This window comes from Methylobacterium sp. TK31 (assembly GCF_055361545.1).
The window spans coordinates 3,851,767-3,877,212 of record NZ_CM143964.1 but is presented as its reverse complement, the minus strand read 5'-3'; the positions used below and the strand labels follow the sequence as shown (position 1 = coordinate 3,877,212).

General features: G+C 69.8%; 27 protein-coding genes and 1 tRNA gene. 22 read left to right on the top strand and 6 right to left on the bottom strand.

What is annotated here, in order from left to right; all coding sequences use genetic code 11:
• Positions 1-425: 425 nt before the first annotated feature.
• The 14 genes from moxJ (at position 426) to ACXJY8_RS17945 (ending at position 11,808) form a co-directional block, all read left to right on the top strand.
• Positions 426-1,292, top strand: coding sequence for a methanol oxidation system protein MoxJ (gene moxJ / locus ACXJY8_RS18010; protein WP_463771562.1), 867 nt, complete (start codon positions 426-428; stop codon positions 1,290-1,292).
• A gap of 112 nt (positions 1,293-1,404) precedes the next feature.
• Positions 1,405-1,998 carry a cytochrome c(L), periplasmic gene (gene moxG / locus ACXJY8_RS18005; RefSeq protein ID WP_463771560.1) on the top strand — a complete coding sequence of 198 codons (594 nt, stop codon included), beginning with the start codon at positions 1,405-1,407 and terminating at the stop codon, positions 1,996-1,998.
• Between the two features lie 94 nt (positions 1,999-2,092).
• On the top strand, positions 2,093-2,383 hold the full coding sequence (locus ACXJY8_RS18000) for a methanol dehydrogenase (protein ID WP_463771556.1): 291 nt from the start codon (positions 2,093-2,095) through the stop codon (positions 2,381-2,383).
• 157 nt (positions 2,384-2,540) lie between these two features.
• Positions 2,541-3,572, top strand: coding sequence for an AAA family ATPase (locus ACXJY8_RS17995; RefSeq protein ID WP_463780771.1), 1,032 nt, complete (start codon positions 2,541-2,543; stop codon positions 3,570-3,572).
• The gene (locus tag ACXJY8_RS17990; RefSeq protein WP_463771552.1) at positions 3,569-4,423 is read left to right on the top strand and encodes a DUF58 domain-containing protein; all 855 of its coding nucleotides are present in this window, start codon (positions 3,569-3,571) and stop codon (positions 4,421-4,423) included. Before ACXJY8_RS17995 ends, ACXJY8_RS17990 begins: the two co-directional genes overlap by 4 nt.
• A gap of 9 nt (positions 4,424-4,432) precedes the next feature.
• On the top strand, positions 4,433-5,356 hold the full coding sequence (locus tag ACXJY8_RS17985; RefSeq protein ID WP_463771547.1) for a nonribosomal peptide synthetase MxaA: 924 nt from the start codon (positions 4,433-4,435) through the stop codon (positions 5,354-5,356).
• Positions 5,353-6,408 carry a vWA domain-containing protein gene (locus ACXJY8_RS17980; RefSeq protein WP_463771545.1) on the top strand — a complete coding sequence of 352 codons (1,056 nt, stop codon included), beginning with the start codon at positions 5,353-5,355 and terminating at the stop codon, positions 6,406-6,408. Before ACXJY8_RS17985 ends, ACXJY8_RS17980 begins: the two co-directional genes overlap by 4 nt.
• Entirely contained in the window at positions 6,405-7,049 is a 645-nt protein-coding gene (locus ACXJY8_RS17975) for an MxaK protein (protein ID WP_463771542.1), read from the top strand. Before ACXJY8_RS17980 ends, ACXJY8_RS17975 begins: the two co-directional genes overlap by 4 nt.
• Positions 7,046-8,035, top strand: a complete 990-nt coding sequence (locus tag ACXJY8_RS17970) for a vWA domain-containing protein (RefSeq protein ID WP_463771539.1) — start codon at positions 7,046-7,048, stop codon at positions 8,033-8,035. Before ACXJY8_RS17975 ends, ACXJY8_RS17970 begins: the two co-directional genes overlap by 4 nt.
• 3 nt (positions 8,036-8,038) lie before the next feature.
• Positions 8,039-8,572, top strand: coding sequence for an SRPBCC family protein (locus ACXJY8_RS17965; protein ID WP_463771535.1), 534 nt, complete (start codon positions 8,039-8,041; stop codon positions 8,570-8,572).
• A gap of 11 nt (positions 8,573-8,583) precedes the next feature.
• A complete protein-coding gene (locus tag ACXJY8_RS17960) occupies positions 8,584-9,525 on the top strand; it encodes a YVTN family beta-propeller repeat protein (RefSeq protein WP_463771532.1) in 942 nt (313 codons plus the stop codon).
• Positions 9,522-10,052, top strand: a complete 531-nt coding sequence (locus tag ACXJY8_RS17955) for a hypothetical protein (protein ID WP_463771530.1) — start codon at positions 9,522-9,524, stop codon at positions 10,050-10,052. Before ACXJY8_RS17960 ends, ACXJY8_RS17955 begins: the two co-directional genes overlap by 4 nt.
• Positions 10,049-10,687, top strand: a complete 639-nt coding sequence (locus ACXJY8_RS17950) for a response regulator transcription factor (RefSeq protein ID WP_463771528.1) — start codon at positions 10,049-10,051, stop codon at positions 10,685-10,687. The genes ACXJY8_RS17955 and ACXJY8_RS17950 overlap by 4 nt, the downstream gene beginning before the upstream one ends.
• A gap of 653 nt (positions 10,688-11,340) precedes the next feature.
• Positions 11,341-11,808 (top strand): Ros/MucR family transcriptional regulator, encoded by a 468-nt coding sequence (locus ACXJY8_RS17945; RefSeq protein WP_463780768.1) that lies wholly within the window; start codon positions 11,341-11,343, stop codon positions 11,806-11,808.
• A 59-nt stretch (positions 11,809-11,867) separates the two neighbouring features.
• Here the strand turns inward: ACXJY8_RS17945 and ACXJY8_RS17940 are convergent, their stop codons facing one another.
• From ACXJY8_RS17940 to ACXJY8_RS17930, 3 genes are all read right to left on the bottom strand, one after another.
• Positions 11,868-12,869 (bottom strand): helix-turn-helix domain-containing protein, encoded by a 1,002-nt coding sequence (locus ACXJY8_RS17940; protein ID WP_463771526.1) that lies wholly within the window; start codon positions 12,867-12,869, stop codon positions 11,868-11,870.
• Positions 12,870-13,133: 264 nt separating this feature from the next.
• A protein-coding gene (locus ACXJY8_RS17935) for an IS630 family transposase (protein WP_463771523.1) occupies positions 13,134-14,191 on the bottom strand; the annotation gives its coding sequence in 2 pieces (ribosomal slippage) (positions 13,134-13,699 and positions 13,699-14,191; 1,059 coding nt in all).
• Positions 14,192-14,297: 106 nt separating this feature from the next.
• A tRNA-Arg gene (locus ACXJY8_RS17930) sits at positions 14,298-14,374 on the bottom strand.
• 81 nt (positions 14,375-14,455) lie between these two features.
• Here ACXJY8_RS17930 and ACXJY8_RS17925 point away from each other — a divergent pair.
• Together ACXJY8_RS17925 and ACXJY8_RS17920 are read left to right on the top strand one after the other, a co-directional pair.
• Entirely contained in the window at positions 14,456-14,641 is a 186-nt protein-coding gene (locus tag ACXJY8_RS17925) for a hypothetical protein (RefSeq protein ID WP_463771521.1), read from the top strand.
• 293 nt (positions 14,642-14,934) lie between these two features.
• Entirely contained in the window at positions 14,935-15,633 is a 699-nt protein-coding gene (locus tag ACXJY8_RS17920) for a glutathione S-transferase family protein (protein WP_463771518.1), read from the top strand.
• A 57-nt stretch (positions 15,634-15,690) separates the two neighbouring features.
• Here ACXJY8_RS17920 and ACXJY8_RS17915 read toward each other — a convergent pair whose 3' ends face one another.
• Positions 15,691-16,713 carry a zinc-binding alcohol dehydrogenase family protein gene (locus tag ACXJY8_RS17915; protein ID WP_463771515.1) on the bottom strand — a complete coding sequence of 341 codons (1,023 nt, stop codon included), beginning with the start codon at positions 16,711-16,713 and terminating at the stop codon, positions 15,691-15,693.
• Positions 16,714-16,871: 158 nt separating this feature from the next.
• On the bottom strand, positions 16,872-19,265 hold the full coding sequence (locus ACXJY8_RS17910; protein ID WP_463771513.1) for a thiamine pyrophosphate-binding protein: 2,394 nt from the start codon (positions 19,263-19,265) through the stop codon (positions 16,872-16,874).
• 106 nt (positions 19,266-19,371) lie between these two features.
• Here ACXJY8_RS17910 and ACXJY8_RS17905 point away from each other — a divergent pair, with 106 nt between their 5' ends.
• Together ACXJY8_RS17905 and ACXJY8_RS17900 are read left to right on the top strand one after the other, a co-directional pair.
• Positions 19,372-19,857 carry an Lrp/AsnC family transcriptional regulator gene (locus ACXJY8_RS17905; RefSeq protein ID WP_463771511.1) on the top strand — a complete coding sequence of 162 codons (486 nt, stop codon included), beginning with the start codon at positions 19,372-19,374 and terminating at the stop codon, positions 19,855-19,857.
• A gap of 91 nt (positions 19,858-19,948) precedes the next feature.
• A complete protein-coding gene (locus ACXJY8_RS17900) occupies positions 19,949-20,167 on the top strand; it encodes a hypothetical protein (protein WP_463771509.1) in 219 nt (72 codons plus the stop codon).
• 31 nt (positions 20,168-20,198) lie between these two features.
• Here the strand turns inward: ACXJY8_RS17900 and ACXJY8_RS17895 are convergent, their stop codons facing one another.
• Positions 20,199-20,396: a DUF2735 domain-containing protein gene (locus tag ACXJY8_RS17895; RefSeq protein WP_463771506.1), complete on the bottom strand. Its 198-nt coding sequence runs from the start codon at positions 20,394-20,396 to the stop codon at positions 20,199-20,201.
• A gap of 471 nt (positions 20,397-20,867) precedes the next feature.
• On the opposite strand from ACXJY8_RS17895, the gene ACXJY8_RS17890 reads away from it, so the two are divergent.
• The 4 genes from ACXJY8_RS17890 (at position 20,868) to ACXJY8_RS17875 (ending at position 25,428) form a co-directional block, all read left to right on the top strand.
• Entirely contained in the window at positions 20,868-21,293 is a 426-nt protein-coding gene (locus ACXJY8_RS17890) for a helix-turn-helix domain-containing protein (protein WP_463771504.1), read from the top strand.
• A 142-nt stretch (positions 21,294-21,435) separates the two neighbouring features.
• Complete coding sequence (metK, locus tag ACXJY8_RS17885; protein ID WP_463771500.1) at positions 21,436-22,614, top strand: methionine adenosyltransferase; 1,179 nt, start codon at positions 21,436-21,438, stop codon at positions 22,612-22,614.
• A gap of 4 nt (positions 22,615-22,618) precedes the next feature.
• Positions 22,619-23,389 carry a tRNA (guanine(46)-N(7))-methyltransferase TrmB gene (gene trmB / locus ACXJY8_RS17880; protein ID WP_463771498.1) on the top strand — a complete coding sequence of 257 codons (771 nt, stop codon included), beginning with the start codon at positions 22,619-22,621 and terminating at the stop codon, positions 23,387-23,389.
• Positions 23,390-23,637: 248 nt separating this feature from the next.
• Positions 23,638-25,428, top strand: coding sequence for an HWE histidine kinase domain-containing protein (locus tag ACXJY8_RS17875; protein ID WP_463771494.1), 1,791 nt, complete (start codon positions 23,638-23,640; stop codon positions 25,426-25,428).
• Positions 25,429-25,446 lie beyond the last annotated feature (18 nt).

Here is a 25,446-nt window from a genome sequence, read left to right as displayed (position 1 = left end):
GGAGGCCGCGCCCGCAGCGTGCGCGTGTCCCCCTCCCCCCTGTGGGAAGGGGTCAGGGGTGGGGGTGGCTCCGCTGGCCTTCGTCCGTCGCGGGGCCTCCGGCCACCCCCACCGCCAACGCCTCCCCGCGAGAGTTGGGTGATCGCATCCGCCAACTGCTTGTCCGCGATCTGCTTGTCCGCGATCTGCTTGCCGAACGACTGATTCCGGCACCCCGTCATCCCGGGGCCGCGCAGCGGAGCCCGGGATCCAGAAACGCGGGGGAGGCCATTTCTGACGCTGTCGGCGGCTCTGGATTCCGGGCTCGCCGACGGCGACCCGGAATGACGGTGTGCCTCATCCGTGATCGCTCTGCCGCAACGGGCCGGGGAGCCGCGTCCCGGTCCCACAAGACTCCGACCAACGAGAACAACGGAAACGCTCCCATGTCCTTCGCCACAGGATGCTCCTTCGCCGCAGGATGCCTGTCCGCTGCGGTTCTTCTCGCCCTCGGCGGGGCCGCGCTCGCGCAAGGCGACACGAAATCCGCCCCCGACGACAAGATCCTGCGGGTCTGCGCCGCCAACCAGCCGCCGCTCTCGCTCAAGGACGGCAGCGGGCTGGAGAACCGCATCGCCGCGGCGATCGCCGAGGCGATGGGGCGCAAGGCCGCGTTCGTCTGGTCGGACAAGGCGGCGATCTACCTCGTGCGCGACAGCCTCGACAAGAAGCTCTGCGACGTGGTGGTCGGCCTCGACAGCGACGACCAGCGGGTGCTCACGACCAAGCCGTACTACCGCAGCGGCTACGTGTTCATCACCCGCGCCGACCGCGACCTCGACGTGAAGTCCTGGTCCGATCCGCGGCTCAAGACCGTCGACCACATGGTGGTCGGCTTCGGTACCCCCGGCGAGGTCATGCTGAAGGATATCGGCCGCTACGAGGAGGACATGGCCTACCTCTACTCGCTGGTGAACTTCCGCGCGGCCCGCAACACCTACACGCAGATCGATCCGGCCCGGATGGTCAGCGAGGTCGCCACCGGCAAGGCCGACGTGGCGGTCGCCTTCGGCCCGGACGTCGCCCGCTACGTGAAGGACTCGGCCCAGCCCCTGCGCATGACCCTGGTGCCCGACGACACCACCCGCAGCGACGGCCGGAAGATGCCGCAGAGCTTCGACCAGTCCATGGGCGTGCGGCGGGACGATGCCGCCCTGAAGGCCGCCCTCGATGCGGCCATCGTCAAGGCGAAGCCGAAGATCGAGGCGATCCTGAAGCAGGACGGCGTGCCCCTCGTCCCCGTCACCAACTGACGCGGCGCCCGACGCGCCCGCCCCGAGATCCGCTCCCTCGCCGGCGCCCCGACGGGCGTCCGGTCCAGCCCCGCCCGGCCGGTCAGCCGTCCGGCGTCATCAGGTCGATTTCATGCGTGATTCCCACGGCATCCTGGCCATCTGCCTCAGCCTCGCCGCGGTGCTGGGCGGCGTCGCGGCCCTGGCCCAGCCCGCCGCCGGCCCCCAGACCGGCTTCGTCTTCCGCAACACGGTCACGGGCGAGCAGCTCAACGTCGCCGAAGGCAAGGAGGGCGGCCGCGACACCCCGGCGGTGAAGGACTTCTTCCAGACCGGCAAGAACGCCTACATCGACGACAAGTCCTGCCTGCGCAACGGCGAGTCCCTCTTCGCCACCTCGTGTTCCGGCTGTCACGGCCACCTGGCCGAGGGCAAGCTCGGACCGGGGCTCAACGACAATTACTGGACCTATCCGGCCAACACCGAGGACACCGGCCTGTTCGCCACGATCTTCGGCGGCGCCAACGGCATGATGGGCCCGCACAACGAGAACCTGACCCCCGACGAGATGCTCCAGGTCATCGCCTGGATCCGGCACCTCTATACAGGCCCGGTCCAGGATGCCGTCTGGCTCAACGACGCGCAGAAGAAGAACTACACGCCCTACAAGCAGGGCGAGACCTTCCCCAAGGACGTCAAGGGCCAGTGTCCGCCGCTGGCGGAGTGACGTCCGAGGAAGTCACGGGCGCCATCCGTGAGCCACCACGGCGCAGAGCCGCAACACCCGATCACCCCACACGCGATCGATCAAGGAGACGACCATGCGGACATTCATCACGGCCCTGGCCCTCGGTGCGGGCGCGCTGCTCGCACTCCCGGCGCTCGCCTATGACGGCACCAAGTGCAAGGCCGCCGGGAATTGCTGGGAGCCCAAGCCCGGCTTCCCCGAGAAGATCGCCGGCACGAAGTACGATCCGAAGCACGACCCGAAGGAACTCAACAAGCAATCCGAGTCGATCAAGGCCATGGAAGAGCGCAACAAGAAGCGCATCGAGGCCGCCAAGAAGAGCGGCAAGTTCGAGTACGACGTCACCAAGCTGTCCTCGAACTGATCCCGGGATTCCCTCCGAGCCCTTCTGTTCGGGTCTTCGAGCGGGATTGACGGTCGCCCCTCACCCCGCGGGCGGCCGTCGCGTCGACCGCGATCCGGCCGGGCGACCTCCGGACGCGCCGTCCCGGGTCGCGGTCGTTCCTCCAAGGCGAGCCATGATGAACCAGTTCCGCTCCGGCGACGCGATGCTCACCGATTGGCGCGAGGCGGCCGGCCGCTTCGAGACGACGGTGGGCGCGGCCGTGCTCGGACAGGCCCGCGCGATCCGGCTCCTGACCATCGCGCTCTTCGCCCGCGGCCACGTCCTGCTCGAGGGCGATGTCGGCGTTGGCAAGACCACGCTGCTGCGCGCCGTGGCCCGGGCCGTCGGGGGCGCCTATGCCCGCGTCGAGGGCACCGTCGACATGATGCCCACCGACCTCGTCTACCACACCTACCTCGCCGAGGACGGCCGCCCCCGGGTCGAGCCGGGGCCGGTCCTGCGGCAATCCGAGGACCTGTCGATCTTCTTCTTCAACGAGATCAACCGGGCCCGGCCCCAGGTCCACGCGCTGCTCCTGCGCCTGATGGCCGAGCGCACGCTCACGGCTTTCAATCGCGAGTACCGGTTTCCCAACCTCCAGGTCTTCGCCGACCGCAACCGGGTCGAGCGCGAGGAGACCTTCGAGCTTCCCGCCGCCGCCCGCGACCGCTTCCTCATGGAGATCGGGCTCGAAGCGCCCCGGGACGCCGAGGCCCGCCGGGCCCTGGTCTTCGATCCGCGCTTCCACGACACCGACGCCCTGATCGCCGGCCTCGACGGCGACGTCCTCGACCACGCCGCCCTCGCGGGCATCGCCGCCGCGATCCAGCACGGCATCCAGGCGAGCCCCGCCATCGAGGCCTACGTGATCGGCCTCTGGGAGGCGCTGGTGCGGCCGGGGCAGGCCGGCATCCGCCTGCCCGGCCTCGACATGGAGGCCCTGGTCCAGGGCGGGGCTTCCCCCCGCGGCGTCGCCTTCCTGGTCCGCGCCGCCCGCGTCCGCGCCTGGCTGGAAGGCCGCGACTGGATGGTGCCCGAGGACGTTCGGGCGGTCTTCCCCGAGGTCATGGCCCACCGGGTCTTCCTGGAGCCGATCTACGAGCTGCGCCGGGCCGCGATCATGCCCGAGCTCTGCCGGGCCGTGTTCGAGATCGTGCCGGCGCCATGACGGAGACGGCGCAACCCGACATCGTCTACCGCCCCCGCGGGCGCCTGCCCGGCACCCGCCCCGGCGCCCATCGCGGCCGCGAGGCCGGCGGCCTCGGCACCTTTCGCGATCAGGTGCCGTTCCTGCGGATGCCGGATGCCCGCCGCATCGACGTTCGCGCCACCCTGCGCGACCCCTTCGAGGGCACCGTCGTGCGCCGCTTCGAGGCGCGCACCCCGGTGGAGGTCTGGGCGCTCCTCGACCTCTCCGCCTCCATGCGCTTCAGCGGCGAAGCCGACCGCATGGCCCTGGCCTCCGCCTTCTGCGTCGGCCTCGCCGCCTCGGCCACGCGGATCGGCGATGCCTTCGGTCTCATCGGCTGCGACGAGGGGGTGCGGGACGACGTGTTCCTGGCGCCCAGCCGCGCCCCGACCCGGGCCGCCGAGGTGGCGCGGCGCCTCGCGGACGCCGCCTGCACCGGCCACGGCGCCGCCGGCATGGTGGCGGCGACCCGCCGCCTCGCCGGCCGGCCGAAGATCGTGTTCCTGCTCTCCGACTTCCGCTGGCCGGAGGCGCTGATCACCGAGGTCTTCGCCGCCTTGGGCCGGCACGACCTGGTCCCGGTGCTTCTCGGCGACGCCGCCGAGGCGGAGGGCCTGCCGGACTGGGGCCTCCTCGAACTCGACGATCTCGAAGGCGTCGGGCGCCGGCTGGTCTTCATGCGACCCGCCCTGCGCCGGCGCTGGATCGCCCGCGAAGCCGCCCGGATCGAGACCCTGCGGCGCCTCGCGACGGCCCATGGCCGCCCGCCCTTCCGCCTCGCCGGCCGCTTCGATCCCGACGCGGTCAGCCGCCACCTCCTCGGCGCCTGAGGCGGTATCATGCGTCTCCGTTGCCTCGCCCTGATCCTCGCCCCGCTCCTGTCCGGCCCGGCCGGGGCCCAGGTCCGCTCCGTCGAGGTCCGCACGCCGCGCCCGTTCGGCTACTTTCTCGGGGACCTGATCCGAGCCGAAGTCGACCTCGTGGTCGAGCCGGGCTTCCGGCTCCAGGCCGCGTCGCTGCCGAAGCCCGGGGCGCTCACCTACTGGCTCGACCTGCGCGACCTCGACGCGACCGCGTCGGTATACGGCGACGCCCAGCGCGTGCGCCTCGGCCTCACCTACCAGACCTTCTACGCCGCCCTCGATGCCCGCGCCCTGGAGATCCCGGGCTTCACCGTGACCTTCGTGAGCGAGAGCGATCACGGCGCCACCACCGTCAAGGCCGCGGTGCCGGCCTGGTCGTTCAACGTCTCGCCGCTGCGCGAAGTCCAGCCGCCCGCCCGGGACGACCCGCGCGACTACATGCGTCCCGACGGGACGGTCGGCCCCGGCGATCCGCGGCCCCTGCTCCTCGGCGCCGCCGGCTCCGCCGCCCTTGCCCTCCTGGCCCTCGCGGGACTCGCCCGGGACCGGACCTGGTGGCCGTTCAGGGCCCGGCGCGGCCGTCCATTCGCCCTCGCGGCGCGCCGGATCCGAGCTCTGGCACGCCGGCCGGACCCAACGCCCCATTACCGGGACGCGTTGCTGGCACTCCATGTCGGCCTCGACACGGCAGCCGGCCGTCGGCTGCTCGCCGATGATCTCGACGATTTCCTGAGGACCCATCCGGCCTATGCGCCGGAGGGGCCGGCCCTGGCCCGGTTCTTCGCGGCCTCCCGCCGGACCTTCTTCGGTCCCGGCCCGGAGCCGGACCTCGGCGCGTTCACCCTGGTCGATCTCGCCGCTCTCGCGCGGCACCTCGCGCATGCGGAGCGCACCGCATGATCGATGCGCTCGCCCGCTTCTCCGCCGACCATCCGGCGCTGCTCTGGCTCCTACCCCTCGCCCTGCTGCCGCTCCTGACCTCGGCCCAGCGCCGGGTCCCCGTGGCCGCGCTCGCGGCGGCCCCGCCCGACGGCCCGTCGCGGGCGATCGGCGCCCTCCTGCGCGTGGCCGGAATCGTCGCTATCGCGAGCCTGATCCTCGCCCTGGCCGGTCCCTATCGCCGGGGCGAGACCCTGACGCGGACCGGGATCGGCGCCCAGGTCTCGATCCTGATCGACCGTTCGGGCAGCATGAACGAGACCTTCGCCGGACGGCAGCCCTCCGGCGCCGAGGAATCGAAGGCCGCCGCCTCGCGCCGACTGCTCGCCGCTTTCGTGGGCAGCCGAGCCCACGACCAGTTCGCGGTCACGGCGTTCTCGACGGCGCCGATGCTGGTGATTCCCATGACCGACCGGCACGCGGCGGTCCGGGCGGCCATCGCGGCCATCGACCGGCCGGGCCTCGACTACACCAACATCGCCCGCGGCCTCGCCATGGCGCTGTCTCAGTTCGGGCCGGCCAGCCCCGCCACCTCCCGGGCGCTTCTGCTGGTCTCGGACGGGGCTGCCGTGATCGACCCGCGCGTGCAGGACACCCTGCGCGCCGCGTTCACCCGCTTGCGGCCGAACCTCTACTGGCTCTTCCTGCGCACGAAGGGCTCGCCCTCCATCTCCGATCGGCCGGCGGGCGAGGACACCCCGCAGGCGGCGCCCGAGCGCCACCTCGACCTGTTCTTCAAGAGTTTGCGGACGCCCTACCGTGCCTTTGAGGCCGAGGGTGCGGAGGCGGTGGCCGAGGCGATCGCCCAGATCGAGCGGCTGGAGCGCGACCCGATCCCCTACACCGAGCAGCGTCCCCGCCGAGATCTGGCAGGGTTCGCCTACGCCGCCAGCCTAGTCGGACTCGTGGTCCTCGTCGCGGCCAAGCTGGGCGAGGCGGACCTCTGTCGAACCCGCACGTCGGCCGCCCCGGTCCTCGCCACCGCATCCGATCCCGCGAGGCGCGCCGCATGACGATGACCGCGATCCTGCCGTGGCGCCCATCGCCACCCTCCCTCGGGAACCGCACCCGCACGCACCGCACGGACCTGCGCGAGGGCTGGCAGCGGTTGCGCCCGCGCCTCCTCGTCCTGTTGCCGGTCCTGTTCGCTATGGCTGCGCTCGGCTGTAGCTACGGCGCTTGGCGGATCGCGCGCGACAACGCCGCCATCCGGGCGCTCTCCGCCGGCCAGGACGTCGTGGTTCCGATCGGGGCCGCTCCGGCTCTTCTCCTGGCCCGTGTCCAGCACCTCGCCCGACGCGGCGCCGTGGAGGCGATCGAGCCTCTCGTCGATGCCCTCGAGCGGCAGGGCGCTGTCGAGCGCGCCGCCCGTGCCCGCTTCGCCCTCGCCAATGCCCATCTGCGTCAGGCCTTCGACCACCTCGAGCGCGGCGACCTCGACCCCGCCGGACCCCGCATCACCCTGGCGCGCCAGGAATACCGGCGCGCCCTCCAGGCTCGGCCGGATTACTGGGATGCCAAGTTCAACCTCGACGTCGCCTCGCGTCTCCTGCGCGACTTTCCGGAGTTCGATCGCAAGTCCGGGGACGAACTGAAGGCCGAACCGAAGAAGATCTGGACCGACATTCCGGGCCAGCCGCGGGGCGAGCCGTGACCCTGGCCCGACTGATCCTGCGGAACCGGTCGGATGGACGCCTGCGCCTCCTAGCCGGAGCCCTCGTGCTGGTGGCCCTGGCCCTTGTCGCGCGTCCGGTTCCGTTCGCCCGCGACGGCGTCTCGGTCCTGGCGATCGTCGACATCACCGGCAGCATGAACGTCCGCGACTACGTCGGCGCCGGCGGAGTTCCGACGAGCCGACTCGACACCGCGAAGGCGGCGCTGCGCGACCTCGTCGCCGGCCTGCCGTGCGGATCGCGGGTCGCCCTCGGCCTCTTCACCGAGCGCCGACCCTTTCTCCTGTTCACGCCCATCGAGACTTGCGCCGGTTTTGCGCCGATTGATGGGGCTGTCGCAGGGATCGACTGGCGCATGGCCTGGGAGGGCGACAGTCGGATCTCGGCGGGATTGTTCCGCAGCATCGCCATGGCAGAGGAACTCGGCACCGACCTCGTCTTCATCACCGACGGGCAGGAGGCTCCGCCCCTGCCGAGCCGGGGTGGACCAGCCTTTGAGGGCCGACCCGGCAGCGTGCGAGGCCTCATCGTGGGGGCGGGTGCACCCGGTCTGTCGCCGATCCCGCGCTACGATGACCGGGGCCGCGAGACCGGCTTCTACGGTGCCGGCGACGTCCAGCAGGAGAACCGTTTCGGCCCGCCGCCAGCCGATGCCGCGCAGCGCGAGGGCTACAATCCGCGCAATGCCCCCTTCGGCGCGGCCGCCGCCAGCGGCACCGAGCATCTGTCCTCGGTGCGTGCATCCTACCTGCGCACCCTCGCCGGCGAGACCGGCCTCGTTTACGCGCCGCTTGACGGATCGCACGGACTCAGCGCGGCGCTCAGGGGCGCCGCGACGCCACGCCCGGTTCCGGGCCGCTTCGACCCGCGCCCCGTTCTGGGAGCGGCTGCCCTGCTGCTGCTGCTCGCTGCCTTCCTCGCGCCCCTGCTCCGCGCCCGCGGATTCCCGACCTGGAAAAAGGCCTGATCGATGCGTCTCGGAGTTCCCGCCCTCGTCCTGATCTTCATCTCCGGGGCGGCCCTCGCCCACGGCCCGACGCCGCAGAAAGTCGATCAGAGCATCGTCATCGCTGCCAAGCCGGATGCCGTTTGGAAGGTGGTCGGCGAGTTCGCGGGCATTGGGTCCTGGCACCCGGATGTCGCCAGGAGCGAGGGCAGCGGCGGCAACGGGTCCGGCGGCCAGCGGAAGGTCACGCTCAAGGCGGGTGGCACCCTGAACGAAGGGCTCGACGAGATGAGTGCCGCCGGGCGGAGCTATTCCTACCGCCTGTCCGATCCCGACCTGAAGGCGCTCCCGGTCTCATCCTACTCGGCCACCCTCACGGTGTCCCCCGAGGGCGACGGCTCCCGGGTCGAGTGGCTCGGCCGCTTCTATCGGGGCGATACCGGCAACGAGCCGCCGGAGGACCTCAGCGACGAGGCCGGCCGCACCGCCATGAACCGCTACTTCGCAAATGGTCTGAAGGGTTTGAAGGCGAAGGTCGAGGGGAACGCTGCTCCATGATGGGGGCCCCGGTGATTGGACGACGCGCCTGGGCCGGCCTGATTCTCGGCCTCGCGCCCTGTGTGGCCGGAGCGCAGACCGTCTACGTCGCGAGCCAGGGCGCCGGGACCCTGGTCGCTCTGGCGCCTGAATCCACGTCGGGCGGGGCGCCCCTCGCGGTCGGGCGCGGCCCGGCCCAGATGGCGGCGAGCTCCGGAGGGCAACTCTACCTCACCCATCCGGATACGGGCCAGGTCACGCTGGTCGATGAGCCCGGCGGGTCGATCCGGCGGACCTATCCAGTGCCCGGACAGCCCTTCGGCATCGCGATCTCGGCCGATGGCGCGCAGCTCTATGTCGGTGATTGGGCCGGCAACCGGGTGATGCGGCTCTCCGCCGAAAGCGGCAGGTTGGAGGGGACGGTGCCGGTCGGCCGCGAACCGGCCGCCCTCGTCCTCGACGGCCGAGGCACGCTGTATGTAGCCGACCGGGAAAGCCGGCAGGTCAGCGTCGTCGACACCACCGCGATGGCGCGCGTCGCGACGATTCCTGTGGGCGAGGCGCCGTTCGCGCTGACGCTGAGCCCGGCCGGCGACAGGCTCTACGTGGCCAACGTGCGTGGCGGCACCGTGAGCGTCATCGACACCGCCAATCGCCGGTCCGTCGCGACCTTCGCGGTGGGCGGCATGCCATACGGGGTGGCCGTGAGCCCGGACGGCGCTCGGATCCTCGTCACCGACCAGCGGGCCGGAACCCTGGTCGTCGTCGATGCGGCCAGCGGCGCGACGGTGGCCGCCGTGCCGGTCGGGCGCTACCCGGAGGGCGTGGCGGTGGCCGGCCCCCGGGTCTACGTCGCCAACTGGTTCTCTGATTCCGTCTCCGTCATCGATCTAACGACGCTGCGCGAGACCCACCGGATCGCCGTACCGGAGGGTCCACGCAGCCTTGCGGTTCCCCCCGGAGCCGGCCGATGAGGCACGCTGCCGTTCCTGCACCGGCCCTGCCCCTGCTCCTAGCGCTGGCCCTGGGCGTGGCCGCCTGCGACGGCAGCGAGCCCGCGCAGGAGGCGACGGTGGTGGCGACGAAGTCCGACGCTGAGGTGCCGGCTTGGCTATCGCCCACCGACGGCATGGAGCCGGCGCTCTGGCTTGCCCAGCGCGAGCCCGGACAGCCGGCGGCCAGCGCACACGTGCGCAGCGACCACCTGCGTCACAGCCTGGCACGGGCCGCCGAGACCTTCATCGAAGATCCCCGCATGATCGCCAACCGCACGGTTCAGCTCGGGCAGATGCTCGCCGCGGCCGGCGCGCCGGAGACCTATGCCGACCTTCTCGACGGCCTCGAGGAGGCCGCGGCCCCGACCCACCGCAAGCAGCTCTACGGCGAGCTGTGCCAGCACTACTACAACACCCGGCAGCAGGGATTGGACAGGGCACGGACCCTCGCGCGCCTGACCGAGCGCTACGCCGCGCAACCCGCCGCACCGGCGACCACGCCATGAGGGCGCCGCCGACGAGCATTCTCATCGCAGACGATCACCCAGTGATCCTGAGGGGCTTTCGCACCCTCATGGAGGATGTCGGCATCGACACGATCCATGAGGCGACCACTATCGTGGAGGCCTATCGGGCCTTCTACCGGCAACGTCCGGGCATGGTGATTGCGGACCTCACCTTCGGCGACCAAGGCGTTTCGGGCCTGTCCCTGATCCGGCGCATCCGCGATCTGGAGCGCCGGACCCGGATCCTCGCCTTCAGCATGCACGACGATCCCACCATCGTGGCACGCGCGTTGGAAAGCGGGGCGAGCGGCTATGTCCTCAAGGATGCGCCGGCTGCGGAATTCCTCAGGGCGTTCGACCAAGTGCGCAGTGGCAGAAGCTACCTCGATCACGACCTCGCCCTGCGAGTGGCCATGCTCAATGCCACCGCCCACCGCTCGACCGCCGTGAATCTCACGGAGCGCGAACTGCAAGTCCTCACCCTGATCAAGGAGGGAAACTCCTACCAGTTGATCGCCGACAAGCTGTCGATGAAATACAAGACCGTTGTCAATGTCATTTCGGCGATCCGCCGGAAATCTGGAGCACACAGTTTTGCTGAACTGATCAATTTTTCGATGAACGTCATTATATAAATAAAGCTAAAGCAAAGATAGATTTTCGAAACTTATTCGATATATGAGATTTAAAAACTTCAGGATGCACGACGTCATTGCTCGTCGTCTGCCCCATCTGGCCCTCACGGCTGTCTTCAAACTACCGTCGTCCGGCCTTTAATAGGGTCTATTCAGGAGTGGCCGGAGCTTGGCGGCCCTGTTTCCAAAACCCTGCGTGGCAGCCCCGTCTATGACACTTCCGGTGTCAGCCTTTACCGCCGCCATGGCGGGCATTGCGCTCCCCCAAGCTGGATATAGAGCAAAACGGCTGATCCTTTACCGCAGCCAATTATCGTCCTCGTGGCCAAGCAAGCCGTCGGTGACGCTGACGTCCCGCCTGGCATGCCGAGTTACCAAAACGATCTACCACCGGACAAGCGCCCGCACCCGTTCAGCAAGGTCGATCATACCTTCGGCACGCTCGATACCGTTATGGCGTGGCTCGGAGGTGCAGCCATAGCCAACGACCCGCTGGCCGCTCAGCCGTTAAGGATTTGAAAACTTCGCCGAGGCGAACTATCCGGTGAATGCACGTCAGGCATGTAATTAAGTAAAAGCGACTGCCTTCGCCTGATTGCTTGTCTTGGATCATCGATGTGCCTACTACGGGGGCAAATAAATCAAAGAGCATTATAACTGAAAACTTAGATGCCCAATCAACTGATTTCCTTGATCTGACAGGCGACATCGTCTCTGCCTATGTGTCGAATAATCCTGTTCGTCCTTCCGATCTGCCGGACCTGATCCGGAACGTCTACGGCGCTCTCAGCGGCCTCGACAACGGCACTGCAAAAGCCGCGGCGGTGCCCGAGGTCGAAAAGCCGTCGGCAGCCCAGATCCGCAAGTCGGTGATACCCGAGGGCATCATCAGCTTCTTGGACGGCAAGACCTACAAGACCTTGAAGAGACACCTCAGCACCCACGGTCTGGATCCGCAGAGCTACCGGGCTCGCTTCGGCCTGTCGGCCGACTACGCAATGGTCGCCCCGGAATACGCGGCGCGTCGTTCCGAGCTTGCGAAGTCGATCGGCCTAGGCCGGATCACCGATCGCGCCGAGGATGAGCAGTCGCCTGCGAAGGGTCGCAAGAAGGCTGCGTAATTTTGGCGAAGCTGCGATGACCGCCAAATGATCCAGTCCCTGTGAACTTTGCCGACGCGTCAGCTCTGGCCAAGTCGCTCGTACCAATCGTGCGCCAGGGCCGGGGATCTCTCGAACGTCAGAGCTGAGTAGCCGACACGGGTGTGGCGCCATTCGCGAGGCGCCACCCCGTAGCGGCTCCGAAAACTTCGGCTGAGGTGGGCCAAAGTCTTGAACCCGAGTTCGCTCGCCAGGCGCGTGATCGACCGGGTCTCAAGCGGATCCTCGAGCGCTGTCCGGATCGCCTCCAGCCGCTTCTCCCAGACGCGGTACATGACCCCGCCAGTTTGCTCGAACGCGCGATAGAGCGACGTCCGTGACGTTCCCAAACGTTCGGCGAGCCACTCGGGCGAGAGCCTCGATGAGGGCAGGTTCAGGTCGATCAGGCGTTCGGCCATCTCCACGACGCTCGCGTCGAGTTCTTGACCTCGAAGGACGTCCGACGCCGAAGAGCCATCGAGGAGGCGACGGACGAACCCTGTCAGCTCGGCCGCAACCTCCTCGGCTCTCTCAACTCGTGTCGAGGGCAGATGCCGATACAGCGCGTAAAGGCGTGCGAGTAGCAGCCTGTTGCGCTCGCGATCGAAGAACATCGGAATGCGCTCAATATCAACATCCGCCAGGAGCTGACGCGGCACTGTCAGCCCGATCGCACTGGAGCGTGTGCCGCGCGCATCGAGTTCCCGGCCCATGTCGGCGGCCATCACCCTGTTCCGTTGTTGCGTCACCGCGCAGCCTGCAATCTCGCCCGTCAGTCCCCCAGAGACGTAAAGCATGAATGTCAGATGATCTGGCGTCACCGCTGCGTGACGGCGGTCTCGGATCATTCGCTGCGGTGTAAAAATCATCCGGCTAGCGAGTATGTCGCCGAGCATCGTGCAGGATAGATTGCCGCGCGGCGGCGCGGCCCCCTCACTCTGCTCAACCCGAATGATTGGCGCCATCAGATCCCGCCATGCTGCAAAGGCATGGGCTGGATCGAGACCATCGGTGTTGAAGTGTAGAGTGGGAACGATGGTCATCTGGCCTACAAAGCCTAAGGATCGCCGAAGTGTTACAGCCCTACGATGCTAGAGGCGAACAGTCACGCCTCAACCTTCATATCCCTCGGATAAGAAGCAGCTCACCGGCGTCAACAGCGCCTCCCGCGCCCGGTGGCCGGCGTTGTGAAGACCACGGCGTGAAGGTTCAAGGATGGGCAACCTTCCCATGGCGGAAGGTTGCCCTAGGTCGCTGGGATGGCTCGAAGCGTCTCCTACCAAGTCACTTCTACCAATTCTCATTGATCAGAACCCATAGGCCCATTCGCGGCGTCCGATCGACATGATGCGCCCGGGTCGGTCGATGAGGGTGTTCCAGGCGTGGCAGCAGTGGTCGAGGATGTCGGCGTAGGATGTGAAGGTTCGATTGCCGAGCCAGTTGTCGCGCATGAACTGCCAGAGGTTCTCGACCGGGTTGAGTTCGGGGGAACGGGCCGGCAACGGCAGCAGGGTGATGTTGCCGGGCACTGCGAGGTTCTTCGTCGTGTGCCAGCCGGCCTGATCAAGCAGCAGGACGGCGTGCGCACCAGGGGCGACGGCCTGGGCGATCTCTTCGAGGTGCAGGGCCATCGCCTCGGTGGTGCAGCGGGGCATGACGAGACCGGCGCCCGTTCCCCGTGCCGGGCAGATGGCGCCGAAGATGTAGGCGGAGGCGGTGCGCTGGTCCTTCGGGGCTGAGGGGCGCGTGCCGCGCTTGGTCCAGCGCCGGGTGATCGTGTTCTTCTGGCCGACCCGAGCCTCGTCGGCGAACCAGACCTCTATCGGCTTGCCGCCGACGGCCCGCGCGATCTCCGCCATGCGGGCGGGGAAGGCTTTTTAAAAGCGGGGATCGCGTCCGGAGCTTGAGCGTGATGGCGCGGACGGGCCGAGAGTTTGCGGTAACCCATCCCCCGCAAGACCCGGCTCAGGGTCTGCTCGGACACCGACACGCCGTGATCCTCGCACAGGATCTGGGCCAGATCGCACAAGCGCCAACGCACTACCCCGTGGGTGGCCGGCATCGGCCCCTGCTCGACCAGGGTACGCAGCACCTCCCGCTGCTCGATGCTCAGGCGCGGGCGGGCGCCAGGGGCCTTGCCGCCGATCAGCCCGTCCGGACCGTGCGCGTTGAACGCCACCACCCAGTCCCGCACCGTCTGCAGCCCGACCCCGCCAAGCGCGGCAGCGGTCGAGCGTGAGCCGCCCGCGTAGATCGCCGACAAAGCCAGCAGGCGCCGGGTCTGGGCAGGATCGCGCGCGGCCTTGGCCAAGGCGCGCAGGCCCTCGGCGTCGAAGTCCCGCCGCAGCAGCACCGGAGCAGACATGACATCCTCCTCAGGCTCCAAACCCGAAGACAGAATCACCACTCAACCCGGGAGGCTACCCCGTGAGTCCCGATCAATGAGGGTTGGTATAAGTGCTTGATAATGTTGGCGCACCCGACACGATTCGAACGTGTGACCTTTGCCTTCGGAGGGCAACGCTCTATCCAGCTGAGCTACGGGTGCTGACCGTGTCGCTCTGGTAGCCCATGCGGCGGCGGCGCGCAACGGGTCTGTGGGAGGCCTTAGGCCCAACGGAATGGCTGCGTGGGCACCGAAGGCAAGGTCTTCGTTCGAATCGGGTCGGGTGCGCAGAAAGCGACGGAGCACCGTCTGTGCGCCGGGATGTTGCTGCAGATACGGCGCGCGCGGGCGGCGCTCAATGCGCACCCCGCTTGTGCCGCGCCGAACACGCTTTGCGGCAGCGCGACGATGGCGTCAGGCATCGGCTGAGCACCGTATGATTGCAGGGGCGCGCCAGGATCGGGATTCGATGGGCTCTCACAGACAAAGCTCACGCGGCCGCTTACCAATTCGAGCGCAAAGTCCTCGACGGTCTCTGCATCACCCCGGTCGTGATGCACGGCCAGTCGCACGCGACAAGCGCTCGGCTCGATAAGCCCAGGGCCGTCGCCTGAGACAACGGGGTCGGTCGAATCGTCGTGAGGCCCTGGAACTTCCGGTCGACCTTGCCGGTCCTGATAGGCCGGTCCAGCTACCGATCGGCTCATCACCGGAGAGCCTCCTTGTCGTCCAGAGCCCGGATCTACACGTCGCCGTCGGCGTTCCCGAACCCCCAGCGCCTTCGCCTCTTCCTGCACGAGAAGGGGATCGCCGACGCCTTCGAGGAGGTGGTCTACGACATGGCCCCAAAGGGGGAACAGCGCGGCTGGCGCCACCTCAAGATGAACCCGTGGGGTGAGACGCCGACGCTGGAACTGCCCGACGGCACCTACCTGTCGGAATCCTCGGCGATCGTGCGCTACCTTGATGCGCATCACCAGGGCCGCCGGATCACCGGTGAAACGCCCCTCGAGCAGGGGCTCGATGCGATGTGGGACAATCGCGTCTGGGTGCAGATCCTCTACCGGCTCACGACGCTGTTCCACGTCTCGCACCAGGGTCTCGGGCCGAAGCTCGAGCTGACGAGCAACCCGCAATGGGGCGAGCATTGCCGCAAGGAGGCCTTGTCGCACGCCGCCCTCGTCGACCGGCACCTGTCTGAAGGACGCGAATGGCTGCTCGGCGGCGAGCACCCGACCTTTGCCGACGTCACCCTCTGCACGGCCATCGCCTTCTCGAAGTTCGGTCCCGTCGCCACGCCGCTCGACGAACGGTTCGAGCAGCTCGACCGATTCTGGCAGCGCTGGAAGGGGCGCGAGAGCTTCCGGAAGGCCTATGCCGATGGCGGCGGCCTCGAAGAGCTGGCACGCCCCGCACCGTAGGCTCGGGCCGATGCAGGACGCGTTCCGGCTCCGGGCCGGGACGCTTCGCCCGCCGGATCAGTCGTCGAACCCGGCGAGGACGACCTTGCCCTTCGCCTTCCCGCTCTCGATGAGCGCGTGGGCGCGTGCCAGGTTGGCGGCGTCGATCGGACCGAAGGTTTCGCTCAACGTCGTGCGCAGCCGTCCCGCATCGATCAGGCGGGCGATCTCGGTCAGGATCGCGTGCTGCCGTTCCATGTCGGCGGTCTGGAACAGCGAGCGGGTGAACATCAGCTCCCAGTGCAGCGACAGGCTCTTGGGCTTGAGCGGCATCACGTCCAGGGTCTCGGGATCGTCGATCGGGCCGAGGCGTCCCTGCGGCGCGAGAAGCTCGATGATCTGGGGGAGATGCGCACCGGTCTGCGTCGTCGCGAACACGAACCCGGGCGCGCCGGGAAGACCGAGCGCCGCGACCTCGGCGGCGAGGGGCTTCGCATGGTCGATCACGTGGTGGGCGCCGAGGTCCCGGCACCATTGCGCCGTCTCGGGGCGCGAGGCCGTGGCGATCACAGTGAGGTCCGTGAGCTGCCGGGCGAGCTGGATCGCGATCGAGCCGACGCCGCCGGCGCCGCCGACGATCAGGATCGCCGGTGTGGCACCCGGCACGGGTCTGGCGACGTCGATTCGGTCGAACAGCATCTCCCAGGCGGTCAGCGCAGTGAGCGGCAGCGCCGCGGCGGCGGCGAAATCGAGGGTGGCCGGCTTGGCACCGACGATGCGCTCGTCCACGCACTGAAGCGCGGCGTTGCTGCCCGGCCGGTCGAGAGCACCGGCGTAGAACACCGCGTCGCCGGGCTTGAACAGGCGCGCCTCCGGTCCGACCGAGACCACGGTTCCGGCCGCATCCCAGCCGAGGATCTTCGGCTCGCAGCCCTGCTTGTAGGCGCCTTGGCGCACCTTGGTGTCGATCGGGTTCACCGAGACGGCCTGCACGCGCACGAGCAGGTCGCGCCCGGTCGGCACGGGATCGGGGAAGGTCGTGTTGAGGAGGGCGTCCGGCGCATCGATCCGGGCGCCTTCGGTGTAGGTAACGGCACGCATGGGTGTCTCCCAGGATGTCGCGACGGGCGGCCCCGCGCCGCCGTCCCGGACCGTCTCATAGCGGGCCGCTCCCTCCGGCGCAGCGGCGTGGCACGCGCATCACGCCCGCGCCACCGGAGGGGCCGGCCCGGGGCAGGGGGCATCGCCCGGGGGCCCGCTCAGGCCAGGCGCAGATGCCGGATCTGCCGGCCCGGGGCGATGGCCTGGGCCGCCGTGGCGATGCCGCGCGCGTCGATGCCGAAGTGACGGTAGAGGTCGGCGATCGTTCCGGTCTGGCCGAACTGCGAGACGCCGAGCGCCCGGGTGCGGTGGCCCCTCACCGAGCCGAGCCAGCCGAGGGTGGCCGGGTGGCCGTCGAGGACGGTGACGAGGCCGCAGGCGGCGGGCACCGCGGCGAGCAGGCGCTCGACATGGCTCGATGCCTCGGGCCGGCCCTGCTCGCGCAGGCCCTGTGCCGCCGTCCAGCCGGCCTGCAGCCGGTCGGCGGAGGTGACGGCGAGGAGGCCGACGTCGCGCCGGTCCTCGGCCATCAGCCCCGTGGCGGCGATGGCCTCGGGGGCGACGGCGCCCTGGTAGGCGACGACCACCTCGGCGTTCGGGCCGGGCCGGCGCAGCCAGTAGGCGCCCGCCGCCATGTCGGCGGCGAGATCCGGGCCGATCTCCCGGGCCGGCTGCTCCAGGCTCCGCGTCGAGAGCCGGAAGTAGGCCGAGCCGCCGGCCGCATCGGGCAGGCAGGTCACCGGGTCCGGCTCGGCGGGGCCGGAGCGCTGCATGTGCGCGAAGGCGAAGCGCAGCAGCACCGCGAGCTCGTCCACGAAGGCGGGCTCGAAGGCCGAGAGGCCGTCCTGGCCCATGCCGATCAGCGGCGTCTTGATCGACTGGTGGGCGCCGCCCTCGGGCGCGAGGGTGACGCCCGCCGGGGTCGCCACCAAGAGGAAGCGCGCGTCCTGGTAGCAGGCGTAGTTCAGGGCATCGAGGCCGCGCTCGATGAAGGGGTCGTAGAGGGTCCCCACCGGCAGCAGGCGCTCGCCGAAGATCGAATGCGACAGGCCCAGCGCCGAGAGCGCGGTGAACAGGTTCGACTCGGCGATGCCGAGCTCGAGGTGCTGGCCGGACGGCGCGAAGGTCCAGTTGAAGGTCGAGGGGATGCGCTCCTTGCGGAAGAGGTCGGCCACCGCCTCCTTGGCGAAGAGGCCGCGCCGGTTCACCCAGGCGCCGAGATTGGTCGAGACCGTGACGTCGGGGGAGGTGGTGACGATGCGCGCCGCGAAGGCCGAGTCGGTCTTGGCGATCTCGTGCAGGATCAGGCCGAACCCGGCCTGCGTCGAGAGCGCGGCCTGCTTCGGCGCCGCGAGGCGGTCGGGCACGGGAATGGCCGGCGCCTCGTAGCGGCGGCGCCCGCGCTGCACGAAGGGCACCTCGGCGAGGAAGCGGCGCATGGCGTCCGGGGCGACGTCGAGACCCTCGAAGGGCTCCCATTCGTGGCCGGGCCGGATCGCCATCTCGGCTTGAAAGCCCTCGATCTGGGTCGGCGTCAGCAGGCCGGCGTGGTTGTCCTTGTGGCCGGCGAGCGGCAGGCCGTGGCCCTTGATGGTGTAGGCGATGAAGCAGACCGGGCGGTCATGGGCGCGGGCCGCCTCGAAGGCTTCGAGCAGCATCGGCAGGTCGTGGCCGCCGAGATTGCCCATCAGAGCGGCGAGCTCCGCGTCCGAGCGCCGGTCGATCAGGGCCGAGACCTCGCCCTGGTCGCCGAGCTCCTCCGTCAGGCGCCGGCGCCAGGCCGCGCCGCCCTGGAAGGCCAGCGCCGAGTAGACCGGGTTCGGGCAGGCCTCGATCCAGTCCTTCAGGCGGGCGCCGCCCGGCTCCGCGAAGGCGGCGCGCTGGAGCGAACCGTGGCGCAGCACGACCACGTCCCAGCCGAAGTTGCGGAACATCGCCTCGAATTTCGCCCACAGCCCCTCGCGCACCACCGCGTCGAGACTCTGGCGGTTGTAGTCGACGATCCACCAGGTGTTGCGCAGGCCGTGCTTCCAGCCCTCCAGCAGGGCCTCGAAGATGTTGCCCTCGTCCATCTCGGCGTCGCCGATCAGCGCCACCATCTTGCCCTCGGGCCGGTCGCCGCCCCAGCCCTTCGCCCGGACGTAGTCCTGCGTCAGCGACGCGAACAGCGTCTGCGCCACGCCGAGCCCGACCGAGCCGGTGGAGAAGTCGACGTCGTCGACGTCCTTGGTCCGCGAGGGATAGGACTGGGCGCCCCCGAAGCCCCGAAAATTCTCCAGCTTCTCCCGGGTCTGGTGGCCGAACAGGTATTGCAGGGCGTGGAAGATCGGGCTCGCATGCGGCTTCACCGCGACCCGGTCCTCGGGGCGCAGCACCGCCCCGTAGAGCGCCGTCATGATCGCGCACAGGGACGCCGACGAGGCCTGGTGCCCGCCCACCTTCAACCCGTCGGCGGAGGCACGCAGATGGTTGGCGTGGTGGATCGTCCAGGTCGAGAGCCAGAGGCTCTTGGCGGCCAGGGCGGCGAGGTAGGGCAGTCGCGGATCGCTCATGGCCCGATCCTAGCCGCTCCGCCGCGGTGAAACTGGCCAAAAATCCTTGCCGTCGCGCCACGCCGTGGCACAGATACGCTGTCGAAGCGCCCGGGGGAGCCCGTTCATGCCAAAACCCGTCCTCGACGCCATCGATCGCCGGATCCTCGCCTGCCTGCAGGAGGATGCCCGACTCACGGTGCAGCAGATCGGCGACCGGGTCGGCCTCTCCGCCTCGCCCTGCGCCCGGCGGGTGCGACTCCTCGAGGCGGCGGGGGTGATCCGGGGCTACGCCGCCGTCGTCGACCAAGTCGCGGTCGGCCTGCCGGTCAGCGTTTTCGCCTCGGTGAAGCTGGAGCGCCAGCGGGAGGAGGAACTCGACCGCTTCGCCGTGGCCGTCGCCCGCTGGCCGGAGGTGGTCGATTGCTACCTGATGACCGGGCAGCGCGACTACCTGATGCGGATCGTGGTCGAGGACCTGGAGGCCTACGAGCGCTTCCTCAAGGACAAGCTCACCCGCCTCGACGGCGTCGCGGCGATCGAATCGAGCTTCGCCCTCGGTCAGGTCAAGCGCGCGAACGCACTGCCGATCCCCGGGGCCGCCCGCGGCTGAGCGGCCGCAGCGCCGGCGCGCCGTGGGGCCGGACGCGGGACCCAATGGTGCCCGCCGGCGTTACCCGTGCTCACCCCGCAGGACCACACCGATGGATATGAATCGACTGGCCGAGACCGAGGCGGGCCTCGCCCGTGCCGACCAGGTCTGGCGCTCCGAGGTGACCCGCCTGCATGGCCCGGACGGCGTTCTGCGTTTCGGCTATGCGCCCGAGGGCCGCGGGGAGGAGGGCTCGCGGGTGCGGCGGGCCTACGAGGCGCGCCGACATGCCGTGGCGCTGTGGCGGCACGAGCGCCGGGCCGCTGTCTGACCCGTGACCAATGGGGCCAAGTGGCCCGGCCTCAGGGCTTGCGGGTCCGCGAGGCCTCCTCGATGGCCGCCTGGTGGTACCAACTGTCGTAGACGGCCACCGGGGGCAGCCGCTGTTCCTTGGTCTCCGCATCCATCTTGCCGATCCGGCTCGGCCCCTGTGCCGACGTCTTCGGCCCGGTGCGGAACGGCAGGATCGTGGCGCTGTGCTGATGATGTCCCATAGTCATGGATCGAAAGGTCCTTTCGTGCGCTGCCTTCGCAGCGCCGTTGAACCAGAGTATAGGCGCGTCTGATCAGTTTTACATCATGAGACCCTTGCGAAAACGCCGAGATGCGAGAAATATAGGCGTGCCGTATATTCTTTCAGGATCGGTCAAGAACCCTGACCGTTCCCGGCGCGAAAGCGGGCATGATCGTTTCTTCATCGGTCGACGCCGAACCGGTCTGGCGCCGGCCTGCCGCTGGAGCCTCTGTCCGCCGGAATGCGGGGCAGAGCGGATTGTCCACATGATGGCCGCCCACCGCGCCGCTCGGCGCGCGCTTCGGTTTGACGCATGCGGGAGGGAGCCATACCGTCCCGCCGGGCGCGGGGGCGGCACGTCGTCCCTGCAACGAAGCCCTCCCCGGGGCCCTATGGTCGGGACCTCATCATGCCCTGGCGTTGCCGAGGGCTCGCAGCAGAGCGTGGGACGGGCGAGATGGCCGGGCAGAAGACCGACGCACGGGACGTGCATGTGGGGCAGCGCATCGCCGAGCAGCGCAAGAGGGCATCCCTGACCCAGAAGCGCGTCGCCCAGAGCTTCGGGATGTCCGCCGCGCAACTGCAGAAATACGAGAAGGGGACCAATCGGATCAGCGCGATCCATCTCGACACCTTCAGCCGCCTGACCGGGGTGCCGATCGCCTACTTCTTCGACGGATTGGAGCGCGGGGACGAGGCGCCGTCCGCCGAGCCCGCGGCGCCCGGCTTCTCGGAGGCGGCGCAGCAGACCTACGCGGCCGACAACCCCTGGGTCGGGCTCGCCGACGTCGTGGTCCGGCACGTGAACGCGCATTTCCCGGAGCAGGACCGGCGCCGGTTCGCCGCGATCCTCACCGCCATGGGCGGCCAGCTCGGCGACTGATCTATCGGCCGGTTCGTTCGCTTTGGCGGATTTATCCGGTCTTTCGGCTTGACCATGCGCGGGCAGCCTGCCAGACACTCGCCTCTGTTCATCGGGAACGGCGCCGCGACATCCTGGGCGCCCACAGCATCGGGGGCCTTCAATGCCGCGTTCGAACTATCTGTTCACGAGTGAGTCGGTCTCGGAAGGCCATCCCGACAAGGTCTGCGACCGAATCTCCGACACCGTCGTGGATGCCTACCTCGCGGCGATGCCCGAGGCGCGCCTCGGCGTCGAGACCCTGGCCACCACCAACCGCATCGTGATCGCGGGCGAGGTGCGCGGCCCGGATTCGGTGACCTTCGACCACCTCACCGATCTCACTCGCGAGGCGGTCAAGGACATCGGCTACGAGCAGTCGGGCTTCCACTGGAAGAACAACGACATCGCCATCCACCTGCACGCCCAGTCGGCCGACATCGCCCAGGGCGTGGACTCGTCCGGTAATAAGGACGAGGGCGCGGGCGATCAGGGCATCATGTTCGGCTACGCCTCCGACGAGACGCCCGAGCTGATGCCGGCGCCGATCTACTACGCCCATAAGATCCTCAAGGACCTCGCCGACGCCCGCAAGGCGAAGCAGGGCGACGCCGCCAAGCTCGGCCCCGACGCCAAGAGCCAGGTCACGGTCCGCTACGAGAACGGCCGCCCGGTCGGCGTGACCCAGATCGTGCTGTCGACCCAGCACCTCGACGAGTCCCTCGACTCGGCCGACGTGCGCGCCATCGTCGAGCCCTACATCCTCGCCGCCCTGCCGCGGAACTGGGTCTCCGAGGAGACCGTGTGGCACGTGAACCCCACTGGTAAGTTCGTCATCGGCGGTCCCGACGGCGATGCCGGCCTCACCGGCCGCAAGATCATCGTCGACACCTACGGCGGCGCGGCGCCCCACGGCGGCGGCGCCTTCTCGGGCAAGGACCCGACGAAGGTCGACCGCTCGGCCGCCTACGCGGCCCGCTACCTCGCCAAGAACGTGGTAGCGGCCGGCCTCGCCACCCGCGCGACGATCCAGCTCGCCTACGCCATCGGCGTCGCCAAGCCACTCTCGATCTATGTCGACCTGCACGGTACCGGCCAGGTCGACGAGGCCCGGCTCGAGGACGTGCTGATGAACGCCTTCGACCTGTCGCCCCGCGGCATCCGCACGAAGCTCGGCCTCAACAAGCCGATCTACGCCCGCACCTCCGCCTACGGCCATTTCGGCCGCGCGCCGGAGGCCGATGGCGGCTTCTCGTGGGAGCGCACCGACCTCGCCGACAGCCTCAAGTCGGCCCTGTCCTGACCCCATGAACCTGGGGCGGGACCATCTCCCGCCCCATCCGGGCGGACACGGCTCGGACGGCCCGAGCGCTGACGGCACGGTCGGGGAGGGCGCCGACCGCGCCTTCTACGGCCGCCGCAAGGGCAAGCGCCTGCGCGCCGGTCAGGAGCAGCGCCTGGCCGAGCTGCTGCCGGTCCTCCGCCTGAGCCTGCCGCCGGCCGGAGACCGGCTCGACCCGCCGAGCCTGTTCCCGGTGCCGGTGGACGAGGTCTGGCTCGAGATCGGGTTCGGCGGCGGCGAGCACCTCGCCGCCCAGGCGGCCGCCCGTCCCCGCACCGGCATCATCGGCGCCGAGCCCTTCGTGAACGGGGTCGTCAAGCTCCTGCGCGCCGTGGACGAGGCCGCCCTGCGCAACGTCCGGGTCTGGGACGAGGACGCGACGGCCCTGCTCGCGGCCCTGCCGGATGCCAGCCTGACCCGGGTCTACCTGCTCTATCCCGATCCCTGGCCGAAGCGCCGGCAGCGCAAGCGCCGCTTCGTCTCCGAGGGCGCCCTGGTCGAGATCGCCCGCGTGCTCAGGCCTGGCGGCGTGTTCCGCTTCGCCAGCGACATCGACGAATATGCGGGCTGGACCCTCGTGCGCGCCGCACGCTGCCCGGACCTCGTCTGGACCGCCGAGGCGGCGACGGACTGGACGCGGCCCTGGGCGGACTGGCCCGGCACCCGCTACGAGGCCAAGGCCCTGGCGGCCGGGCGTCCGCCGAGCTACCTCGAATTCCGACGCACCGGGCCCTAGCGCCGCCCGGGCCGCCGTCGTCCTCGTGCCCCCGGCGTCGTGGCGTCGTCGTCCTTGTGCACCCGGCGCTGCGGCGCCGTCATCCTTGTGATGGGGTTGTACGGGAAACACGCATCTCCCATCTCAGCCCGGCCTTGTTCCGCCCGGCCTTCGGTTGTCTGATAGGCGCCGACCGCGTGCCGGCCTGTGGGCGGAGCGCGGGCGCGAGTCCCTGACACGACGTCGGACTCGCCGAGCGAGGATGTGGCGTGGACGACGCTTCGGACAAATCTGCCATCGCGGGACTCGGAGCGGACCCGGCCTCGGAGCCCGGCCCGGGACCGGAGTGCGGGCCGGGGCGGGACCTGCACGGGACGGCCTTCGCGCAGGCGCCCATCGGTATCCTCGTCGTCGACGGCGCCGGCCTCGTCCGGGAAGCCAACCCCCACCTCTGCGAACTCCTCGGCTATGCGCCCGGCGCCCTCGACGGGCGGGCGCTCTCGGTCCTCGGCGCGGTGGCCCAACGCGTCTGCATCCGGCGCTGGCTGCGCGCGGACGGGACCGGCCTCGACATGCGCATCCGCCCCTCGGCGCGGCGCGACGACCTGCAGGTCCTCGTCGTCGAGGCGGTCGATCCCGACGAGGTCGTGCGGGCCGAGGAGAACCGCGCCGCCCTGACGGCGGCAGGGCTCGGCGAGTGGCGCTACGATTTCGCCGACGGCCGGGTCGTCCTCTCGCGCCGGGCCGCACATCTCCTGGGCCATGCCGCCGACAGGCCGGTCACCTGGGCGGTGCTGCAGGACGCCCTGGAAGCCGGGGAGGTCGCCCGCATCCGCGCCCAGGTTCGCGCCGCCCTGCGCGACGGCGCGCCCTTCGCCTTCGAGTGCCGCCTGCGCCGGGCCCGGGACGGTGCCGTCATCGCCGTCGGCGTCCGGGGCCAGGCCATCCCGGCCGGCGAGGGCACGGGCCGGCCGACGATCCTGGTCGGCGTGGTCGAGGACGTGACCACCCATGTGGAGGCCCGCAACGCGCTCCGCGACGGCGAGCAGCGCCTGCGCATCGCCACCTCCCTCGCGGCCCTCGGGATTTTCGAGTGGCACATGCTCGACGACCAGGCTGTCTGGGAGAACGAGCGCATGTTCGCGATCTTCGGGCGCAGTCCCGCCGACGGAGCGGTGGGGAAGCGCGAATTCCTCGAGACCCTGCTCCATCCCGAGGACCGTCCCGGCTTTCGCGCCGCCATCACGCGGGCCCTGCGCGAGGACAGCGTCCTGTCGGTGTCGGGCCGCATCCGCCGCAGCGACGGGGCCTGGCGGACCCTCGATTTCGCCGGGCGCTTCGAGCGCGACGCCCCCGGCCGCCTGCCGCGCCGCCTGATCGGGGTCGTGGCCGACGTGACGGAGCGCCGGCTCGCCGAGGAGCGCCAGACGCTGCTGATTCGCGAGTTGCACCACCGGGTGAAGAACACCCTGGCGACGGTGCAGGCGATCGTCGGATCGACGGCTCGCACCGCCTCGAGCATTGAGAGCTTCTACGAGGCCTTCGTCGGCCGGATCATGTCGCTGGCCCACACCCACTCGGTCCTCACCGAGGACACCTGGCAGACCGCCTCCCTGCGCACCCTGCTCGCCAACGAGCTCAAGCCCTACGCGGAGGGCGCCCTGGACAGGGCCGAGGATCGCGACGCCCGGATCCAGCTGTCGGGGCCGCCCGTCGACATGTCGTCCGAGATCGCGGTGCCGATCGGCATGGCGATCCACGAACTGACCACGAACGCCGCCAAATACGGTGCGCTCTCGACCCGCGACGGCCGGGTCGCGATCACCTGGTCCCTGGAGCCCGGCGGTCCGGCCGGCACCCTGCACTTCACCTGGGTCGAGAGCGGCGGGCCCACGGTCAGCCCGCCCAAGCGCCAGGGCTTCGGCTCGCGCCTGCTCCAGCGCGTGCTGACGGCACAGGTGCGGGCCGAGGTCTCGATGCACTACCCGCCGGACGGGTTCACCCTGACGATGCGGGCGCCCCTCCCGGTCCGCAACGCGGCGCTGAATCCGCTGGCCTGAAGGGTGCGGGGGCTCCCG

Excerpts from the sequence above, each read along its gene's own strand:
- moxG (WP_463771560.1), top strand. The coding sequence starts at position 1,405 with ATGCGTGATTCCCACGGCATCCTGGCCATCTGCCTCAGCCTCGCCGCG.
- ACXJY8_RS17965 (WP_463771535.1), top strand. The coding sequence starts at position 8,039 with ATGCGTCTCGGAGTTCCCGCCCTCGTCCTGATCTTCATCTCCGGGGCG.
- ACXJY8_RS17985 (WP_463771547.1), top strand. The coding sequence starts at position 4,433 with ATGCGTCTCCGTTGCCTCGCCCTGATCCTCGCCCCGCTCCTGTCCGGC.
- ACXJY8_RS17890 (WP_463771504.1), top strand. The coding sequence starts at position 20,868 with ATGGCCGGGCAGAAGACCGACGCACGGGACGTGCATGTGGGGCAGCGC.
- ACXJY8_RS17910 (WP_463771513.1), bottom strand. The coding sequence starts at position 19,265 with ATGAGCGATCCGCGACTGCCCTACCTCGCCGCCCTGGCCGCCAAGAGC.
- ACXJY8_RS17940 (WP_463771526.1), bottom strand. The coding sequence starts at position 12,869 with ATGACCATCGTTCCCACTCTACACTTCAACACCGATGGTCTCGATCCA.
- ACXJY8_RS18000 (WP_463771556.1), top strand. The coding sequence starts at position 2,093 with ATGCGGACATTCATCACGGCCCTGGCCCTCGGTGCGGGCGCGCTGCTC.
- metK (WP_463771500.1), top strand. The coding sequence starts at position 21,436 with ATGCCGCGTTCGAACTATCTGTTCACGAGTGAGTCGGTCTCGGAAGGC.
- ACXJY8_RS17995 (WP_463780771.1), top strand. The coding sequence starts at position 2,541 with ATGAACCAGTTCCGCTCCGGCGACGCGATGCTCACCGATTGGCGCGAG.
- ACXJY8_RS17955 (WP_463771530.1), top strand. The coding sequence starts at position 9,522 with ATGAGGCACGCTGCCGTTCCTGCACCGGCCCTGCCCCTGCTCCTAGCG.
- ACXJY8_RS17915 (WP_463771515.1), bottom strand. The coding sequence starts at position 16,713 with ATGCGTGCCGTTACCTACACCGAAGGCGCCCGGATCGATGCGCCGGAC.
- ACXJY8_RS17990 (WP_463771552.1), top strand. The coding sequence starts at position 3,569 with ATGACGGAGACGGCGCAACCCGACATCGTCTACCGCCCCCGCGGGCGC.
- moxJ (WP_463771562.1), top strand. The coding sequence starts at position 426 with ATGTCCTTCGCCACAGGATGCTCCTTCGCCGCAGGATGCCTGTCCGCT.
- ACXJY8_RS17895 (WP_463771506.1), bottom strand. The coding sequence starts at position 20,396 with ATGACTATGGGACATCATCAGCACAGCGCCACGATCCTGCCGTTCCGC.
- ACXJY8_RS17900 (WP_463771509.1), top strand. The coding sequence starts at position 19,949 with ATGGATATGAATCGACTGGCCGAGACCGAGGCGGGCCTCGCCCGTGCC.
- ACXJY8_RS17975 (WP_463771542.1), top strand. The coding sequence starts at position 6,405 with ATGACGATGACCGCGATCCTGCCGTGGCGCCCATCGCCACCCTCCCTC.
- ACXJY8_RS17950 (WP_463771528.1), top strand. The coding sequence starts at position 10,049 with ATGAGGGCGCCGCCGACGAGCATTCTCATCGCAGACGATCACCCAGTG.
- ACXJY8_RS17980 (WP_463771545.1), top strand. The coding sequence starts at position 5,353 with ATGATCGATGCGCTCGCCCGCTTCTCCGCCGACCATCCGGCGCTGCTC.
- ACXJY8_RS17905 (WP_463771511.1), top strand. The coding sequence starts at position 19,372 with ATGCCAAAACCCGTCCTCGACGCCATCGATCGCCGGATCCTCGCCTGC.
- trmB (WP_463771498.1), top strand. The coding sequence starts at position 22,619 with ATGAACCTGGGGCGGGACCATCTCCCGCCCCATCCGGGCGGACACGGC.